At 36.2% G+C, this 18,884-nt stretch carries 18 protein-coding genes and 1 pseudogene; 4 read left to right on the forward strand and 15 right to left on the reverse strand.

Annotation, left to right across the window (positions count from 1 at the left end):
* Together ASC42_RS04490 and gloA2 are read left to right on the forward strand one after the other, a co-directional pair.
* A partial coding sequence (locus ASC42_RS04490; RefSeq protein WP_167338093.1) for an ATP-binding protein occupies positions 1-352 on the forward strand: 352 nt, incomplete at its 5' end.
* A 174-nt stretch (positions 353-526) separates the two neighbouring features.
* Positions 527-910 carry an SMU1112c/YaeR family gloxylase I-like metalloprotein gene (gloA2, locus tag ASC42_RS04495; RefSeq protein ID WP_055440742.1) on the forward strand — a complete coding sequence of 128 codons (384 nt, stop codon included), beginning with the start codon at positions 527-529 and terminating at the stop codon, positions 908-910.
* A gap of 18 nt (positions 911-928) precedes the next feature.
* Here the strand turns inward: gloA2 and ASC42_RS04500 are convergent, their stop codons facing one another.
* The 10 genes from ASC42_RS04500 to ASC42_RS04545 all read right to left on the reverse strand — a co-directional run bounded on the left by ASC42_RS04500 (position 929) and on the right by ASC42_RS04545 (position 13,162).
* The gene (locus tag ASC42_RS04500; RefSeq protein ID WP_055440743.1) at positions 929-2,671 is read right to left on the reverse strand and encodes a phospho-sugar mutase; all 1,743 of its coding nucleotides are present in this window, start codon (positions 2,669-2,671) and stop codon (positions 929-931) included.
* An 87-nt stretch (positions 2,672-2,758) separates the two neighbouring features.
* Positions 2,759-4,132 carry a sugar phosphate nucleotidyltransferase gene (locus tag ASC42_RS04505; RefSeq protein ID WP_055440744.1) on the reverse strand — a complete coding sequence of 458 codons (1,374 nt, stop codon included), beginning with the start codon at positions 4,130-4,132 and terminating at the stop codon, positions 2,759-2,761.
* 285 nt (positions 4,133-4,417) lie between these two features.
* Positions 4,418-4,948, reverse strand: coding sequence for an IS630 family transposase (locus tag ASC42_RS04510; RefSeq protein WP_342413230.1), 531 nt, complete (start codon positions 4,946-4,948; stop codon positions 4,418-4,420).
* Positions 4,945-5,475, reverse strand: a complete 531-nt coding sequence (locus tag ASC42_RS04515; RefSeq protein ID WP_015375203.1) for a helix-turn-helix domain-containing protein — start codon at positions 5,473-5,475, stop codon at positions 4,945-4,947. The genes ASC42_RS04510 and ASC42_RS04515 overlap by 4 nt, the downstream gene beginning before the upstream one ends.
* 622 nt (positions 5,476-6,097) lie before the next feature.
* A complete protein-coding gene (locus tag ASC42_RS04520) occupies positions 6,098-7,363 on the reverse strand; it encodes a polysaccharide pyruvyl transferase family protein (protein ID WP_055440746.1) in 1,266 nt (421 codons plus the stop codon).
* Positions 7,335-8,645 (reverse strand): flippase, encoded by a 1,311-nt coding sequence (locus tag ASC42_RS04525; RefSeq protein ID WP_245191144.1) that lies wholly within the window; start codon positions 8,643-8,645, stop codon positions 7,335-7,337. Before ASC42_RS04525 ends, ASC42_RS04520 begins: the two co-directional genes overlap by 29 nt.
* A gap of 66 nt (positions 8,646-8,711) precedes the next feature.
* Positions 8,712-9,689, reverse strand: coding sequence for a glycosyltransferase family 2 protein (locus ASC42_RS04530; RefSeq protein ID WP_055440747.1), 978 nt, complete (start codon positions 9,687-9,689; stop codon positions 8,712-8,714).
* The gene (glf, locus tag ASC42_RS04535; protein WP_055440748.1) at positions 9,682-10,845 is read right to left on the reverse strand and encodes a UDP-galactopyranose mutase; all 1,164 of its coding nucleotides are present in this window, start codon (positions 10,843-10,845) and stop codon (positions 9,682-9,684) included. The genes ASC42_RS04530 and glf overlap by 8 nt, the downstream gene beginning before the upstream one ends.
* 115 nt (positions 10,846-10,960) lie before the next feature.
* Complete coding sequence (locus ASC42_RS04540) at positions 10,961-12,385, reverse strand: O-antigen ligase family protein (RefSeq protein WP_055440749.1); 1,425 nt, start codon at positions 12,383-12,385, stop codon at positions 10,961-10,963.
* A 21-nt stretch (positions 12,386-12,406) separates the two neighbouring features.
* On the reverse strand, positions 12,407-13,162 hold the full coding sequence (locus ASC42_RS04545; RefSeq protein ID WP_055440750.1) for a WecB/TagA/CpsF family glycosyltransferase: 756 nt from the start codon (positions 13,160-13,162) through the stop codon (positions 12,407-12,409).
* A gap of 120 nt (positions 13,163-13,282) precedes the next feature.
* Here ASC42_RS04545 and ASC42_RS04550 point away from each other — a divergent pair, with 120 nt between their 5' ends.
* On the forward strand, positions 13,283-13,813 hold the full coding sequence (locus ASC42_RS04550; protein ID WP_055440751.1) for a helix-turn-helix domain-containing protein: 531 nt from the start codon (positions 13,283-13,285) through the stop codon (positions 13,811-13,813).
* Positions 13,814-13,827: 14 nt separating this feature from the next.
* The gene (locus ASC42_RS04555; protein ID WP_055440752.1) at positions 13,828-14,343 is read left to right on the forward strand and encodes an IS630 family transposase; all 516 of its coding nucleotides are present in this window, start codon (positions 13,828-13,830) and stop codon (positions 14,341-14,343) included.
* A gap of 16 nt (positions 14,344-14,359) precedes the next feature.
* On the opposite strand, the gene ASC42_RS04560 is transcribed toward ASC42_RS04555, so the two are convergent.
* From ASC42_RS04560 to ASC42_RS04580, 5 genes and pseudogenes are all read right to left on the reverse strand, one after another.
* Entirely contained in the window at positions 14,360-15,487 is a 1,128-nt protein-coding gene (locus ASC42_RS04560) for a glycosyltransferase family 4 protein (RefSeq protein ID WP_055440753.1), read from the reverse strand.
* A gap of 10 nt (positions 15,488-15,497) precedes the next feature.
* Positions 15,498-16,670 (reverse strand): glycosyltransferase family 4 protein, encoded by a 1,173-nt coding sequence (locus ASC42_RS04565; RefSeq protein ID WP_055440754.1) that lies wholly within the window; start codon positions 16,668-16,670, stop codon positions 15,498-15,500.
* A 236-nt stretch (positions 16,671-16,906) separates the two neighbouring features.
* Complete coding sequence (locus ASC42_RS04570) at positions 16,907-17,587, reverse strand: sugar transferase (protein ID WP_055440755.1); 681 nt, start codon at positions 17,585-17,587, stop codon at positions 16,907-16,909.
* Between the two features lie 24 nt (positions 17,588-17,611).
* Entirely contained in the window at positions 17,612-18,493 is an 882-nt protein-coding gene (gene galU, locus ASC42_RS04575) for a UTP--glucose-1-phosphate uridylyltransferase GalU (protein ID WP_055440885.1), read from the reverse strand.
* A gap of 94 nt (positions 18,494-18,587) precedes the next feature.
* A pseudogene (locus ASC42_RS04580) lies at positions 18,588-18,884 on the reverse strand (hypothetical protein); the annotation flags it as partial.

Consider the following 18,884-nt stretch of genomic DNA (forward strand, 5'->3'; position numbering starts at 1 on the left):
TTCCGAGTTAGTGGAAGAGTTGCTTATTGCTAAAGAAGAGCACAAACTTGGTGCGTTTGAGAAGAAGTGGCTCAAATATGATGTGATCATCGTAGATGAACTGGGATATATCCCCTTTTCCAAAACAGGAGCAGAGCTATTATTTCAGTTCTTTTCCAATCGCTATGAACGTGCAAGTGTCATCATTACAACAAATCTTGAATTTGTAGAATGGACGAACATTTTTGGGGATGAAAAGATGACAGCAGCGTTGCTTGATCGGCTCACTCACCGTTCGCACATTCTTCTTCTAAACGGAGAATCTTATCGATTCCGTCAAAGTATGAAACAGAGGGAAAATGGGGAGTGGTAGCCAGGTGCGCGAAGCGTTTGGATGAGTTGCCCCTAGGGGCAACTCATCCAAACACCCACCTTCTCCCATTTATGGGAACTCTGATTCTAAAAGTGGCTCACTTTTGAAGTGATCGCTCTGGCTCAATTTATTATTGACAAAAACAATCATTACCGTGCAAGGGGGAGAAGACAAATGTTCACACAACTACATCACATAGCAATTATCTGTTCGAATTATGAACGATCCAAACATTTTTACACACGTGTTTTACAACTACCAATCATTCACGAACATTATCGCGCTGATAAACGATCATATAAGTTAGATTTGCAAATCGGGGATTTACAACTAGAACTTTTTTCTTTCGAACATCCACCAAAAAGACAAAGCTATCCTGAAGCATGCGGCTTACGCCATCTAGCATTTGCAGTAGATTGTATTGAGGAAACGATCGCTTATTTACAAGCGCATCACATTGAAGTCGAACCGATTCGCATCGATCCGATAACGGGGAAAAAGTTCACATTCTTTCAAGATCCAGATCAATTACCAATTGAGTTGTATGAAAGGGGATAGATGGGGAAAAACTCCCCATCACTTCATTTGATATAAAGCATCTTCCACAAGCGACATAACGGCTTGTTCAAGTTCGGCTAACAGCGCATCACTTTCTTGTTGTGACTTGCCTTTTACGCCAAAATAAAATTTCGCTTTCGGCTCTGTGCCTGACGGGCGAACACAAAACCATGAACCATTGGCTAGTTCATATTTCAACACATTCGATCGTGGCAAACAAAGCGATTGCTCTGTTCCGTTCTCCCATCGTTTGCCCACAGCGTAATCTTCCACCACAACAACCTCTACACCAGCGACTTCACGTAATGGTTGTTTGCGGAACGAAGACATGATGTAAGCAATTCGCTCTGCCCCTTCTTTTCCTTTTAACGTCAACGAACGCAATGACTCTTTATAGTAGCCATACTTTTCAAAAATGTCCATTAGTCCTTCATATAACGTTTTGCCTTGCGCTTTATAATACGCTGCTACTTCTGCCGCAAAAATAGCTGACTGCACCGCATCTTTATCGCGAACAAAATCACCGATTAAATAACCGTAACTTTCTTCATATCCAAATTGGAACGTGTATTCTTTCGTTCGCTCAAATTCATCGATTTTTTCACCGATGAACTTAAAGCCAGTTAACGTATCGATCGTTTCGAGTCCATAATGCGCGGCAATCGCCCGACCGATTTCTGATGTCACGATCGTTTTCAATACGACACCATTCTTCGGTAAGATGCCTTTTGTTTGTTTTTGTGATAATAAATACTCTAACATTAACGCGCCCATCTGATTGCCAGTTAAAACGACATACTCTCCTTTGTCGTTCTTTACCGCAACCCCAAGTCGATCGGCGTCCGGATCCGTCGCCATTAAAAGATCGGCGTTTATTTTTGCTCCATATTCGATCGCCAAGCCAAACGCCGCGTGCTCTTCTGGATTTGGTGAGGCAACGGTTGAAAAATTCGGATCTGGTTGTTCTTGTTCTTTCACAACGGTCACATTTTTAAACCCGAACGCTTCTAATCCTTTTCGGACAAGCATGTTCGCTGTTCCATGGAGCGGAGAAAAAACGATGTTTAAATCCTTCGCGACACTCGCCACAAGCTCTGGATTTAATTGAATTGTTTTTAACTGCGCAATATACGCTGCATCAATTTCTTCCCCGATATACGTCAACAGTCCTGCTTCAAGCAGCTCTTGCTCACTCGCCACAGCCACCGCTAATTCATCCTCTACCGCATTCACATACTCAATGAGTACATCAGCGACCGTTGGAGGGATTTGTCCCCCATCTTCGCCATATACTTTAAACCCATTATATTCGGGTGGATTATGACTCGCCGTAATAACGACTCCAGCGAACGCACCTAAATGCCGAACCGCAAACGACAACTCTGGCGTCGGACGAAGCTCTTTAAACAAATATGCCCGAATGCCATGTTTTCCTACCGTCTTCGCCACTTCTAACGCAAACTCAGGCGATTTATGCCGGGAATCATAAGCAATGACTACCCCACGCGCTTTTGCCTCTTCCCCTTTCTCGACAATGTAACGTGCCAATCCTTCCGCTGCTTTTCGAATCGTGTATATATTCATCCGATTCGTCCCAGGTCCAATCTCCCCGCGCATTCCGCCTGTGCCGAATTCTAAGTTTCTATAGAAACTATCTTCAAGCAGTTTTTTATCCGCTTGCATCGAAAGTAATTGCTGTTTTAGCTGTTCATCTAAATGTGGATATGAAAGCCATTTTTGCACTGTCGTTTCCCAAGTCATATGCTAACTCCTCCTATGGATGTAGGTGGTAATAAGTAAAATAGAAAAGAGGCTGCTAGAAGTTTATCTCCTCTAGCAGCCCAAAAATTAGTGACTGACAAATAAGCAATGTTGCTCGACTTCTTCCCACGTCATATAGATTCGAACAATATCTTCCTCAATTAACTGCGTACCTGTTTGCACTTCGATAAATTCTAAATCAGTAATCGCTCTAATGCCATGTTTTGCGCCAATAGGGATCTCAAGTACATCCCCTGGTTTGACAAAACGAATTTCACCGTCAAGCGCAAATTCACCTTCTCCTTTGATAATCGTCCATACTTCACTGCGATGATGATGCATTTGATAGCTTAAATTTTTTCCTGCCGTAACGCCAATTCGTTTTGTTAATACTTCTCGTCCATCTTCAAATTTTGTGTAGTCTAGTACCCGATACCAACCCCAGCGGCGTTCTTCGTACATCGGGCGCTGGTCAAAGTCGTTCACCAGTTCTTTAATTCGCGGGCTTGCGGCTTTATCAGAAACTAAAATTCCGTCCGGACTTACCGCCACAATCGCATTGGAAACTCCTAACACTGTTACTGGAATGTCTAATTCATTAATTAAATGCGTATTCTCTGAATCAGCAATAATCCCTTTTCCAATTTGCTCCGTTGCCATTTCTTCCGTTAATGTATTCCATGTGCCAAGGTCTTTCCAATACCCATCATACGGCAACACAACAATATGCTTCGTCTTTTCGACCACTTCATAGTCAAAGCTAATTTTCGGAAGCCGCTCATACTGCTTCAATAACTCTTCATATTGAATCGGAAGTCCTTTCTCTTTTAATAACGAGATCATATAATCCAACTTAAACGCAAACACACCACAGTTCCAAAGCGCACCTTGCTTGATTAACTCCGCCGCTTTTTCTTCAGTTGGCTTCTCTGTAAAATGACTTACTCTTAAATAATCACTATCACTAGATTTAGAAGCTGGAACAATATAACCGTACTTCGCAGATGGATACGTTGGCTCAACACCGATTAACGCCAAATCAGCTCCACTTGCGAGTACGGTTTCTTCTAAATCTTTGACTCGATGAAAAAAGCGATCCTCCACATAAGGATCAACAGGCAACACCGCAACGACCTCATCTAAACGAATTCCTTCTACACTATACAAGTAAACCGATGCTAGAGCGATCGCTGGAAACGTATCGCGCCGCATCGGTTCAATAATAATCGGTACCTCTTGTCCTAATTGGCTTTGAATCATATCGACTTGGGATTTGCTTGTCGCAATCACAGCGGAATCAGCTAGGCCGACATTTCTTAACTGACCCCATACGCGCTGTACCATTGACTGCAGCTCGCCGTTTCTATTTTTCAACACTTTTAAAAATTGCTTTGAACGCGCATCATTTGATAGCGGCCAAAGGCGTTTGCCAGAACCACCGGAAAGTAATACAAGTTTCATGGATACCTCTCCTATTTTATCATTTATATAACCAGTCATATTTAAAATAAAGATTCCCTTTTCAACACATTACAAGATTCTACGGGAGAATAAAATTAAGTTTCCCGAATGTAAAATCTAATACCTAAACATTAAGTAAAAAAAGAAAACACACATAAATAAAACTTAAAAGCAGACGGTTAAAATTACTTTATATAAATCCAAGTAGAAATTCTAACCAATGTTTAGATATCCTCCTCCATGATCTATCCTATATAAATGCACCTTGAAAAGTTAACCTTTGCATCACGCTGCACACCCCAAGCGTCGAAGCACCTCTTCCGGTTGTTGATCTATATATTCCATAAACCGGGCAATGGCTTGGTCAATATCCATTTGATCTTTGTGAAACACATTGGCAATGACCGCATCCTTGAGCCATTTCCACAAGCGTTCGATGGGATTCAGCTGTGGGGAATAAGGAGGTAAAAAGATCAAGTGAAACGATTCCCCTTCTTGGCGCAAGAAATCTCTCACCATTTTGGCATGGTGGATGCGGGCATTGTCGAGCACGAGCACGATCAGCTGGTCTGGATAACGGCTCTTCAAGATCTTTAAAAAATCCAAAAACGTCGTCGCATTCGCAGCGACTGCTCGATGAAGAACGGTGTCCCCATTGAGCACATTCACCGCCCCAAATACTGAAACGTGGGCATGATGGCCGTACGTGGGCACTTGTTTTTGCCGGCCTGCCTCCGACCAAGTGGCCCGCAGGATTTGATAAGACCGGACATGAGTTTCATCGGCATATAAAAAAATCGTATCGGGAGTGATCAGTTTTTTTTAATGAGATCCATTTGTTTCTCAAACGCCTGCTGTTGTTCGGCATCGCCTTTGGCCAGGGTATAGGTGGGACGAGTCCAAGACAATCTCATTCGATGTAAAAGTTTGCGAATTCCTTCCCGGGACATGTCCACCTCGTAGTGTTCGCGGATATAAGACTGAAGAATCCGCGTATTCCAAGAAGAAGCGATGTCCCAACCGAGTTCGGCCGGGGTGTGGGTCAAGATCGTCTGTTTCAGTTCCTGTTGCTGTTCCAGTGTCAAAAACGGCTCCCGACCCGGCGGATATTTCCGATCGAGCAGGAGATCGAGCCCTCCTTCGTTGAATAAGGAGACATAAAATGCGACGCTTTGGCGGCACAGGTTGAGCATGGAAGCGACGTCTTTCCCCAGATACCCTTCCATGACGAGGCGAACGGCCATGACGCGTTGACGCAGGGAAATGTTTTTGATTTTTTTCTCTTCCTTTCGAAGGGTTCGTGGCGTCCATCCATGGTCATTGGTGATTTTCAATCGTTTCATTCCGTTTCCGCTCCTTTTCTTCGTGAAGTACCTAGGAGCAGTATAACCGGGGTGGAAGCCACTTATACGGACGTTAATGTTTCAATGTGCATCTATATAGTAATAAAAGAAAGATAAGGAGAATTTTTCAAATGTACACACTAACCCTTCGAACACCCATGAATGGACCATAGGCGAGTTAAAAGAACTTGAAAAAGAAAACAAAATAGTTCGTACTAAAAAACACATCACAGCGGCACGCTTAGTAATGTAAGAATATCCTGTTCGAGAAGTGGCTTATTAGGGTCGATTTACATCCTTACGTTCGAACAACAAGGAATGGATGGTTTATTACACCATGGCACTTCCAAGGAAAACCATCTTCCTTATCATCTAAACAACAAGAACAATTAAAGAATGTTAGTGAACGAAACGTCAAAATCTTTGGGCATTGAATATAGAATCACATTGGCATACACGCAACATTCAAGACTATACGCTTTGGTTTATCATGTTCATCTTTCACGTGAAGCGATTCACCAAATGTTTCACCGTATGGAGTTGTTTTATACTCGTCCAACGTATCGCCTAAAGAAATCGAATTCAAAAAGGAAAGCGATTTTTCAACAAAACGTAGAGAAAATTAAGTTGAATTTATATTTAATAATTCCCGATAGACATCAGAATATCTATTCTTCATAGTATTATATAAGTGATTAACTCTTTCGTCTTTGTTAACTCCATTATTAAAATTTAACAAATAATTAATTTCTAAGTTCTCTAGATCGTTTATTGAGATTATTTGAGCATCCTTGTTTAAATAACTCATAACACCGTTAATTTTTTGTTGATAGTAATGACCAGAGAAAACACTAATAATCGGTTTTTTATATAAACTTAAAATTACATTAAAGTGATACGCAAAACCTAATCCGAGATCCAAGTTTGATAACTTCTGCATAAATGGTATCCAACCCATTTTATATGGATTATATACTTGAGCATCAATATTTAAGCTTTCTATAATTTGTTGAGTTACTTGGTCATCTCTTGGACCAGGAGCTTGACCAAAAGCATAAAATTCAATATTAAAACCGTTTCGCTTTGCTTCCCTAATGATGCGCCCCAAATTCTCTTTTATCTGGATATAATTATGTTCTTCAAAATCCTTTAAATTTAAACCGAATCTTTTGCTCTGTAGTTTTTCACTAGACATATCTTCAATCAATGGGAGCAATAAAAAAACGTCATCTCCAAGAAGATCACACTTTCCTTTTATATTTAACTTTTTTAAGAATTGTAAAGAAGTTTCCTCTCTTACAAATATATAATCGAAATAATTGGCGAATAAGCGGAAAACGAGAATATTTAACTTGCTTTCAAATGGCCCCAGCCCAAGTCCAGTTCCAAGAACCTTCACCTTAGGATTAATTATTTTAATAAACATTAAATTAAAATACTCGTAAAGCAACTTTCCTCTCCACTTATCGGCAAAATATCCTCCACCGATAAAATGAATCATATTTAGTTCACTTACAAAAGAAAAATACTTATTAAAAAATATCTTTCTTTTAGTTAGTTTGTAAAAAATAATACTAAACAATAAAATCAATAAAGAAAATAGTAATATAATTTTGATAAGAGCTTCGGGAATTTGTAGTTGTTTAAACCGTCTATGAATTTCTCTAAGAACATCTTTTAACTCATAGGAGTTATTGAAAACAAACGGAGATGAATAATTTAGGTATTCGATACTTTTTTCAGACTTATTGATAAAGACATCGATATCATTATCAGTTAGAGATAACTCTTTTTTTATAAACTCTAACACGGATATAAATAAAAGATCATCTCCAAAATTAAAAAAGTTGAATGCTCCTTTAAAAAGAATTTTTAATTTTTTCGTCATGTTTTGATCCTTCCCAAAAAAAGTTTCGATAGAGAATTGATATTCCAAATACTCGAATACTTACAATTAAAAGTTCGGTAAATAGGGTCATACTGGCCAAACCGATCGCTCCATAGTGAGGGATAGCCCAGAAAATTACTAGTGTATGGATAAAAGCAGGCATTAATATACTTGTAGTAAAAAGCTTTTTGAAATTGAATACTAGAAGCGTTTGAGTTCCAAACATATTGGAAAGCCCTATAATAAAAGGGAGAAATGCTAATACTTTGAGAATAATGATAGCATCAGAATAGTTTTTCCCGAAAAGAGAAGTAATTATAGTGCTAGAAAAAATAAAAATAAAAATCGATATCGTTAAACTAAAGCTCCCAACAACAATAAGCATTTTTTTAATAAAACTAATCGCCTGTTCTTTTGATTGGTGAGCTAATTTATTGATATAAGGATAAATAGTTTGGGATATAGGTACTAAAAGATTCTGAAAAGCTTGGACAACCTTTTCTGCAGAAGCATAGTAGCCCACTATTACATCATTTGTGAATATCCCTAATAGAAAACTATTGGTTACAGTATATAAGCTTATTGATAGAGTAGAAACAAATACATACCAGCCTTCTCTTAAGTGAAATTTAATATTATTTAATGTTGGAATTGTTAACTTCACTGAAAATTTCCGAGCTATAATTAATAATGAAAGACACCCTACAGTGATAGAGCCTATAGAATTTATCACAGGTACTAAAATATAATCTGATTCATCTCTAATTAACCAAAATAATAAAATCGTAAAAATACTTTTTGATAAGACATTAAGAATTGTTATAAATTTCATTTTTTCTATCCCTTGAAAATACCAAGTAGGGAAAAGAACATTACCAACAACCATTCCAAAAGTATAATAGTAAACTAATGGATTGGCTTTAAACTTATCAAAAGAAAAAATAATAATTGTTAAGATTAAAAAGCTTAAAGCCATAAAAACAAATTTTATTACGATAACGGAGCTAAAAATCTCTGATACCTTTTTTTTACTTTCTCTATTAATTGAGATTTCCCTTGTTGCAGATAAATTAAAACCGTAATCAGTAATCATAACAAAATACTGAATAAATGCCTGAGCAAATACTACTAATCCATACCTCTCAGGACCAATTGTTCTTAATAAATATGGTAGTGTAACTAAGGGTAAAAGGTAATTAGCTCCCTGTAATAACAATAAGGAAAACAGATTTCCCATTAGCACTTTCTTATCACTGTTAAAATTTTTAATTTTGTCAATCAAATGGTTTCCTCCTGATTAGCCTTTTTCATTCACTAATAGGATATGAATTTAGATACATATTAAAATTTATATTGAACCTGGGGTAACTGTTTTTCCCATCTTTCCTTTTATACCGTGAATAAACGATTTAAGAATGATCTTAATATTCCTATAAGATTTTTTTCTTATCCCTTCAGTATAAATTTTCCATAAAGTGAATACAAGTGGTCGAATCCAGTATACCAATTTATTCGCGTGTAACTTATCTAAATAAATTAGATTTCTTAAATAATAATAATCCTTCCAATTTAATTCTGAAGCTGTGGTTAAAGGCATTACTCTAATAATTTCCGCCGTAGGAATAAATAAAATATTAGATAACTTAGAAATTCTAATTGAATAATCAGTATCATCACCGATAATAAAGAATTCTGGTCTTGGCAACCCTATCTTTTTAATTAACTGAGTTCTAATTAAAGGCCCCTCAAAAGGAACAGCACCAATCGATACCCCTTCTCTTGGTATATCATCAGCCGATGTATATACTTCTTTTATTTTTTTTCCATTCATTGACGCGAAAGGATTTTTGAAATTCATTCTAATTGACTCTATACCTAGCATTTCACCATCTAAAGTTTTTCTTAAGGGCATTAATGCATCTGCTCTGTCCTTATATTTAAGTAAATTCTCAAGGCAGTCCTCTAATGGCTTAACATCATCATCCATTAACCAGAGCCAGTCAAATCCTTTACTTAATGCACGCTTCACTCCTTCATGAAAACCGCCTGCACCACCTAAATTATCAGACATTCTAACATAATATACCTTGAGTATTCCTTTTTCATAAGGATACTCGACAAAAGATTCTGTCCCTTCTTTTGTTAAATCGTTGATATACCCCTTCTCTAATAGTAGATCTGGGGTACCATCACTCGATGCATTATCCACAATGTAAACACCGTCTACGGCTCTTGTTTGTTTTTTTAGATGCTCTAGACATTCGATTAATAAATCTTTCCTATTAAAAGTAACTAAAACAACACAAACTCTTTCATAATTATTCATTTTCTATTTTCTCCTTGAATACTTTTAATGCTTTTGCCACAACTGCATCCATATCATAATACGTATATTCTGCTAGTCTACCAACTAAAATCAAGTTCTCAAATTCATCTGCAAATTCTTTGTATTTCTTATAAAGTTTTTTGTTTTCTTCTACTTGAATTGGATAATAAGGAATATCTTGTCCTGGAATGTCTTTATTGTACTGTTGTGGATATTCTTTTACTATTGTTGTTTTTGGATGATTTTGCCCAGATAGGTGTTTAAACTCGGTAATTCGAGTAAAATTATAATCATTTGGATAGTTTACCGTACCAACTTCTTGATAAAATTCTTTTTCCAATGTTTCGAACTCAAACCTTAAGGATCTATATGGTAATTCACCCATCTCATAATCGAAAAGCTCATCGATTTTACCAGTATAAATCAATTTACCGTTAAATTTTTGGCCGAAAAGTACTATTTCTTTAGTTTCTTTATCAATTGAAAGGACTTCTTTATAGTCAGTATTCGTCATGATCTTTATATTACTATGGTCAAGCATTCTTTCAAAAAGTTTTGTATATCCTTCCTTTGGAATTCCCTGATAAGCATCTTGGAAATATCTGTTATCTTTTGAAATATAAACTGGAACTCTCCCCGTTACAGTTGGATCCAAATCCTCTGGCTTCATTCCCCATTGCTTAGTTGTATAATTTAAGAATACTTTTTCATATACAAAATTAGCTAAAAACTTGAGATCTTCATCCTCAGCTTCTCGTAATTTTAATATTGGAACTTTTACATTGTATCCAAACTTATCAATGAGCTTTTCTTCCATAATATTTGATATACTTTTTGGAAGAAGTTCATGTAAGGTATTGAGGTTAAAAGGAATAGGAACTTTTTTCCCATCTATGACCCCTAAAACATGATGATGATAAAAATTCCATTCAGTAAAATTCGAAAGATAATCCCATACACTTTTCAATCTTGTATGAAAAATATGAGGTCCATATTTATGAATTAAAATACCATTTTTATCAAAACAATCATAGGCATTACCACCTATATGATTTCTCTTTTCAATGATTAAAACTTTTTTATTTAACTTATTGGCAATTCTTTCAGCAATTACTGCTCCAGCAAAACCGGCACCAATAACAACATAATCAAACATTTTCGTCCTCCTAGATTATTCTTAAACAAGTTTTATATTATTATCTTTAATTTCACAATAATATTTTTTAATTTAATCTACAGCCCTTTGTAAACTATACTTTGAAAACCCTTACTCAAGTTATTGAAAACTTACCCTTATTATTTAAAGGGTAATATACATTTTTGTTGGCATAAGCTAAAGATAAAGCTATGTGAACCCAGAAAAAGCCAAACCTTATTCCGTTGTTTAACATAAAATCTATTAATATTCCTATAAAAGAAATTAAAAAACTAAGAATAATGGGGTCTCTAGTCTCTCTGTACCGTTTAATCATAATTTTTATATATATAGTAATAAAAGTTACTAAAAAAAATGTTCCTATTATCCCCGAATCAAATAAACTAGTCAAAATTAAATTAGCATTGCCTCTTCCTGCATTAATTTCGCCGTCTATATACTTCTTAATAACGTGGTCCATAGTTGCAACCTTTGCCATTCCTCCAGCACCATTACCAACCCAAGGGTGTAGTTTAATAAAATCTATCATTATCAACATTGAAGCAACTCGACTGTTTGCTGCCCCATTATCAGTATGCATGGTTGTGTAAGGATTAATTCTTGACAAAACAACTTCAGCTTTACTTGGTTGGAAGAGAGCAAATAAAGTAAATAAAACCAGACTTATAAAAATTAAAACCGAGAATTTTTTGAATAGTTTAATCTTGTGCTTTATACTTAGTGCTACAAAAAGAATAGAAATCCCCAACCCAAAACCTAGCCAAGCAGCTCTTGCCATACTCAAAATCAATCCCACAATGCAAGCAAACAGTAGTAATAAAGTGATTCTATTTTGGAATAATTTCATCCTAAACAAAGACAACGTTGATAAAATTAAAGCAAAATACATGCACACTACTCCGTACCAATCAGGTTCTCTCATTAAAGAAGAAGGACTCTTGATGCCTATCCCTCTATCATATCCTTCAATTAATCCAACAGAAAGGAGAGGAAATTCTACTAAACCTAAAAATACTATTAACAATCCCCCTAAGATGTAGTACTTTATTAAATTTAACTGGATATTTTTATCATCTACCCCAATATAGTAACTATATACAGCATAATATAAAAGATATAAGAATGCTTGACCTATAATGATAATGTAAAAATCTTTTACACTTAGCACATGAGGTAACGCTAAGAAAAAGGTCATATACCAAAAAAATAAGGAGTGTTTTAAGGGAATATTAACAAAATTCTGCTCTTTCAATTGGTTAATTAAGAGTTTTATAAAAAAAGGTATAAAGATTAATTGATAGATTCTCACAAAAGATCCTGCAAAGCTAACGGGAGATTTATCGATGAAAATTGTTATTATGAGCAAAATAAAAATAAATCTAAGTGGCAGTATCATTAGAATAAGAAAATAAAGAATTCCTAATATAGAGAACAATACACTTTTCTGATCTAGTGCAGCTAAAGCTCCTAAAAAAACGGATAAAGAAACAATTAACATTATTAAGGATACTTGGTTTTTATAAAAATAAGTACTACTCAATAATTGTCACCACTCTATAAATTAATCTCTTTCCATTCTAATAAATTCATTAAAAATTAGTGTTAAAAACTTCATGTCTTCTACGAAATATCTTCGCCACAACCTTTTTGGTTCCTGTAAAAAACGCCAAAACCATTCCAAACCTATTTTCTGCATAAACACGGGTGCTCTTTTAACTTTTCCCGCTATAAAATCAAAAGTAGCCCCAACGCCAATTGAAACAGGGACATCATACTGTTTATAGTACTTATAAATCCACTTTTCTTGCTTTGGCGCCCCTACTCCTACCATCAAAACATCAGGTTTTGCATTCTTAATCATTTCTAATATCTTTTTATTCTCTTCTTCATTCTTTTCAAAACCATACGGTGGAGAATAACAACCGACAATTTTTATATTTGGAAACTGTATTTTTAAATTCCCAGCCGCTTTTTGAGCAACCCCCTCTGCCGCCCCTAAAAAAAACAGGGTTATTTCATGCTTTTCAAATTCTTTACCTAAAACAGGAAGAATATCGGAACCCGATATTTTTTGTTTTAATGGTTTTTTTAATAATTTTGAAGCCCATATAATAGGAACGCCATCTGCCACAACTAAATCTGCATTGGAATAAATTTCCGAAAACTCTTTGTCTTTTGTTGTTTGAACAACATGGTCAACATTACATGTTAAGATATAAGTCTTTTTTTTATTTTTTTTTGCATCTAGAATAAATTCAAGTAAATCATGGAAAGTAATATTATCAAAGTTAATGTTGAACATTTTTATTTTATTCATTACTTATCCCTTTCCTAAAAACTATATACATGCACTTTAAAACGATGACTTCTGTATGAACACCTTTTTTCATGGCTATACTGCTCCTAAATATTTCTATACAAAAGGAGCGGAATTGGCATGAAACGTTTGAAAATCACAAATGATCACGGTTGGACGCCTCGAACACTTCGGAAACAAGAACGGAAAATCAAAGATGCTTCGCTTCGCGTTCGGGTGACCGCTGTTCGTCTCGTCATGGAAGGTCATCTCGGTAAAGATGTGGCCAAAATGGTCAATCTGTGCCGTCAATCGGTTGCCATCTACGTTGCACGTTTTAATCAAGGTGGGCTCGATCATCTACTCGATCGTCGGTTGCCGCCTGGTCGCGTGCCATTTCTTACGGAAGAACAACAACAAGAAATTAGACAACTCGTGTTAACCACCACACCTGTGGATGCTGGCTGGGGCATCGCTTCATCGTGGAACACGCGCATTTTACAATCTTACATTCAACATACCTATGGCGTTTCGATGTCACGTGAAGGCATTCGTAAGTTGTTGCATCGTCTTCGTTTGTCATGGACACGTCCGACTTACAAGCTAGTCAAAGGAGACGCCAAGCGTCAAGCTGCCTTTCAAAAAGAACTTGAATTTATAAAAAAAAACTAATTACCGAGAATGTCATGCTGTTTTATGTGGATGAGACGCATGTTCGTGCTTATCAAGCGCTACGTACGACATGGGCAGAAGTAGGAAATCAAAAACACGTGCCGAGCTACGGTCACCATGCCCACGTTTCTATTTTTGGCGCCGTCGATGTTCAACAAGGCGATGTGGTTTTCCATCGTGCTTCATCTGCCAATGCCGAAACGTTCCTGGACTTTTTGCGCCGATTGAAAGAGAAATATGCCGATCGATTCCTCGTGCTTGTGTTAGACAATGCGCGCATTCATCATGCCAAGATGGTGCAAGCCTTTCTTGATGGCGAGGAAGGTGCTGCTTTTCATTTCATCTTTTTGCCACCGTATTCTCCACAGTTGAACCCGATCGAACGGCTGTGGAAGTGGTTGAAAGATGAAGTGATTGCCAATGTTTTTCACAAGGATCAAAATGACATTGCCCAGTCCATTACTCGCTTTGAACAGTACGTTCTACAACACCCGGATGAGGTGTTGCGCCGCATCGGGTGTACTGCGTGAACCAGAGGTTAAAATTTTAAATTGGATGTATATAGTTGCTTTCATATTGTTTATAAATACTATCTGCAACTCTCTTCCATGAGAATTCTTTACTTCTTTCTAACCCCCTTTTACTTAATTCTTTTTTTAGTTCCGGATTAATAATAAATCGTTGCATTTGCATTACTAACTCTTCTTTTACATATGGACTAAAATAAAGAGCTGCATCGCCACCTACCTCAGGCAACGATGACGTATTAGAAATCATGACAGGTGTTCCGCATGCCATCGCTTCAAGTACAGGTAAACCAAATCCCTCGTATATTGAAGGATATATGAAACAATCTGCCAATGTATAAATAGAAACAAGGTCTTCATCAGGAACATATCCAGTAAAGATAACCTCGTTCTTAATATCTTTATTATCTATCATTTTCTTTAATTCTTGTGATCCCCAAGCAGCTCGTCCAGTTATTACAAGTTTGTAATCATTTGGAAACCTTTTTTTTAAGTCAATAAAACTACTAATTAAAAATTTTAAATTTTTTCTAGGTTCCAAACTTCCCACTGTTAAAAAATACTTAGAGGGTAAGTTGTATTTGTTTTTCACATCTTTAAGTTTAGCTTGATTATCTTCAGGTCTAAAAATAGGAGATATAGATATCCCTGTATTTACGATTTTCCCTTGAATTTGCGGAAACACATCCAAAATGTTTTTTAATGAAGCATTTGAAACTGTAAGAATCTTTTTAGACCTCTTTATTCCCAAATTACTTAGCGGTCTCATATAAAGCTTATTTTTTATAGATAAAGTTTCCTTATATTTCCACATAGTTGCATCATGTACCGTGAAATAAGTATTTTTATTTTTCAACATAAGAGGCGGTGGGAAAGCTGGAAAGTGAATTACATCAGGTTTATACTTTAAATTAATGTACGGAATCCAAATCTGTTCACAAAGCAACTGTGATTTAAAAGGGCACACGAGTGGAATAAAACCTTCAAATCTTTCTAGATACTTAGGGATATCCCCTCTAAATAAAATATATAACTCATTATTTTTCTCTTTATTAATCTCTATAATATTTCCTACTAAATTTTTAGTGTAATTTTCTATTCCTGTAATTTTTCTTGCCAAGCTAGTAGCATCTATCATTATTTTCATAACGATTCCTCTATTCCAATAGTAAGCTTTCCGTTTTTGTAACTACATAACTAGCCTTATACTTTTCTATTGTTTTTCTATTTACTTTTACTTTATTATTAAAGACACTTAAAACAAAAGAAGACATTTCTTTTACAATTGCATCTTCGTCTTTATAATTATTAACTAAATATCCATTTTCTCCGTGTATCAAATATTCTTTTATATCACCTACGTTGGTAGCAACGACCGGTATACCAGAACTAATTGATTCTAATGCAGACATACAAATCCCTTCAAAAGTTGAACAGATTAATGATACATCTGCGCAGTTAATAAGTTCGACTAATTCATCACCATGTTTTATATAGTCAACGAATACTGTATCTTGTAATAAATTTGTATCCTTTAACTTATTTAACAGATTCTCTTTATCGTTTCCTGAACCCACTATTAGCAGTTTTGTTTTAGGATATACACTCTTAACCTTGGAGAGAATATCCGGGAGCAAATGAACCCTTTTGGGATTATATTCAATTCTACCTAAAAATAATATTATTTTTTCATCTAATCTAAAATTATATTTTTGACGCACTATACTTTTATTTAACGGTCTAAACAAATCTGTATCTACCGGAACTAAAGTATAATATATTTTATCCTTAAATTGACTATATTTTTTCTTGTAATATGGTACTCCAAATTCAGGGTTATTATTTAATATAAAAACTTTTGTGGATCTCCTTATGCTAGTATATTCTAAGAAAGAATATATTTTAGCTATAAAATGCCCCCAAAACATAGAAGCATATTTCCCTGAACCATGGACAGCCATAACTACTTTTTTATTTAGTAAAAGTAAGCAAAAGGGTAAAACATACTCCATACGTTGAGCATAAACCACTTCGATTTCTTTCCATAATCTAGGGTTTAGAATAATAAAAATTACTAAGTGAATAAAATAATATATAGAGATAGGTTTTCTATTTGAATAATTAATCGGTATAAAAATATATTGCTTCTCACCAACATTACGAGTATACTTTCGCCATAACTTTAAATTAGCTTCTTTTTTTTCTGTCCCTAGTAGATAAATATCACTATTAGAATGTTTTATAAATTGAGCTACATATTCTGATATTCCTCCAGGTGAAACATCACTAAGGTTACCCGAATGCAAAATTGCTATTCGTCGTTTATCCAATACCCTTTCTTTCCTTTCTCTTAAAAGATTCAAAATGTATCCTTATGATCCGAACAAGACCAAAAAAGTTTTTAAAATAATTTTAATATCTAATACTCCGTACACTGTTCGACCTATCTTGGTAGCAGTGGTCTTAGATCTAATTAAACTCATTTCCCCTTTTAATACGTTTAATAAGCGAAGGAATTTCATTTAGGCTTGTTTTGTGCAAAAAGAGATCTAATTCTTCATCAACTTTAATAAGCACTATTTGGTTTAATCATTATTTTAATGGTTTTAAGTATAATCTTTAAATCATATAAAGTCGAACGTTCACGAATATATTTTAGATCCAGTTCCACCATCTCGTTGAATCCTAAATCATTTCTCCCACTCACCTGCCACAACCCTGTACACCCTGGGGTCACAAGTAGCCGCTGTTTATCATATTCCGTGTACTGCTCCACTTCCCTTGGCAGTGGTGGGCGCGGACCAACGAGGCTCATTTCTCCTTTTAATACATTCCATAATTGCGGCAGTTCGTCAATGCTTGTCTTCCGAATAAATTTCCCGACTTTTGTAACGCGTGGGTCGTTTTTCATTTTAAACATCGCACCGGACACTTCGTTATAATTCAGTAATTCTTTCAATCTCTTTTCCGCATCGGTCACCATCGAGCGAAATTTGTACATATAAAACTGTTTTCCGTCTTTTCCAACTCGTATTTGTTTAAAAAACACTGGACCTTTTGGGTCTTCTAGCTTTATGAGAACAGCGACAATAAGAAAGAGCCAAGATAACGAAATTAATCCGATCATGGCTCCGATAATGTCCATTGTTCGTTTAGCAATTAAATAACTTTTTTTATCGTTAACAATCACTTGTTGAGTATATCTTTGTTGGGCTTGTATACTAGCAACATTGCCTGATTGCGCCAACTCCCTTCATCCCCCTTTAACCTTTTATTCCTTCACTTTCGCTTCTCGCAATATCTGCTCCATAAACGGAAGGAGTTGTTTTTTCAACTCCTCATCTTGCATCGCAAACTCAATCGTCGTCTGGATAAACCCAAGCTTCTCGCCGACATCATACCGCTTGCCTTCGAACTCATAAGCAAAGACGCGTTGGATTTCGTTTAGCTTTTGAATCGCATCGGTAAGCTGGATTTCACCGCCGGCGCCGGTTTCTTGTTTTTCAAGAAACATGAAAATTTCTGGCGTTAATATGTATCGACCCATGATGGCTAAGTTCGATGGGGCGGTGCCTGGTGCTGGTTTCTCGACGAATTGACGGACTTGGTAGCGTCGTCCTTTTTTGTCGATCGGGTCGATGATGCCGTAGCGATGCGTTTCGTCGTCAGCGACTTGTTTGACGCCGATGACGGAGCTTCTCGTTTGTTCAAATTCGTTCATCAGTTGTTTTAAACACGGTGTTTCAGCTTGAACGATGTCGTCGCCTAAGAGGACAGCGAATGGTTCATCGCCAATAAATTTACGGGCGCACCAGACGGCGTGGCCAAGTCCTTTCGGCTCTTTTTGACGAATGTAATGAATGTCGACTTTAGACGGCTCTTTTACTTTTTCAAGCAAGTCGTGTTTGTTGCTTTTTAGTAAAGCTTGTTCGAGCTCGAACGCATGGTCGAAATGATCTTCAATGGCACGTTTTCCTTTTCCGGTGACGATAATAATATCTTCAATGCCGGATTCGATCGCTTCTTCGACGATGTATTGAATCGTCGGCTTGTCGACGATCGGAAGCATTTCTTTCGGCATCGCTTTTGTCGCAGGTAAAAAGCGCGTGCCAAGCCCAGCAGCTGGGATAATTGCTTTTCTTACCGTTTTCACACACATCCCTCACTTCCTAAACTGTACACCCACGTATATGCTATATATGCATAACCTATACGTCGATGTACAAAAAAATAGCTCCCATGGGGAGTTAGTTTGGTAGACGTGTTTTTAAATTTAAAATTTCTTTTTCATGTTCAATCATTTTATCAAATATGACATCAGATCTACGCTGCAAATAAGCAACCGTCACATCCATTGATTTTTTTATGCTTGTCAAATCATTTATGACTAGTACCTGGTTGTTTTTTGATATGCGTAGCTCTTCAAGAATCTTTTCTTGCGTCCGTTCCATATTTCCGAGTGATTGTTTCATATCGACCATATCATTTTCTAGCTTGTGTTGACCTGCTTGTAATTGTGCGACGTCTTGTTGTAATGCTTGTTG

Origin of the sequence: Anoxybacillus suryakundensis, assembly GCF_001418025.1 — a bacterium.
In the GTDB taxonomy this organism is placed as follows: Bacteria; Bacillota; Bacilli; order Bacillales; family Anoxybacillaceae; genus Anoxybacillus; species Anoxybacillus tengchongensis.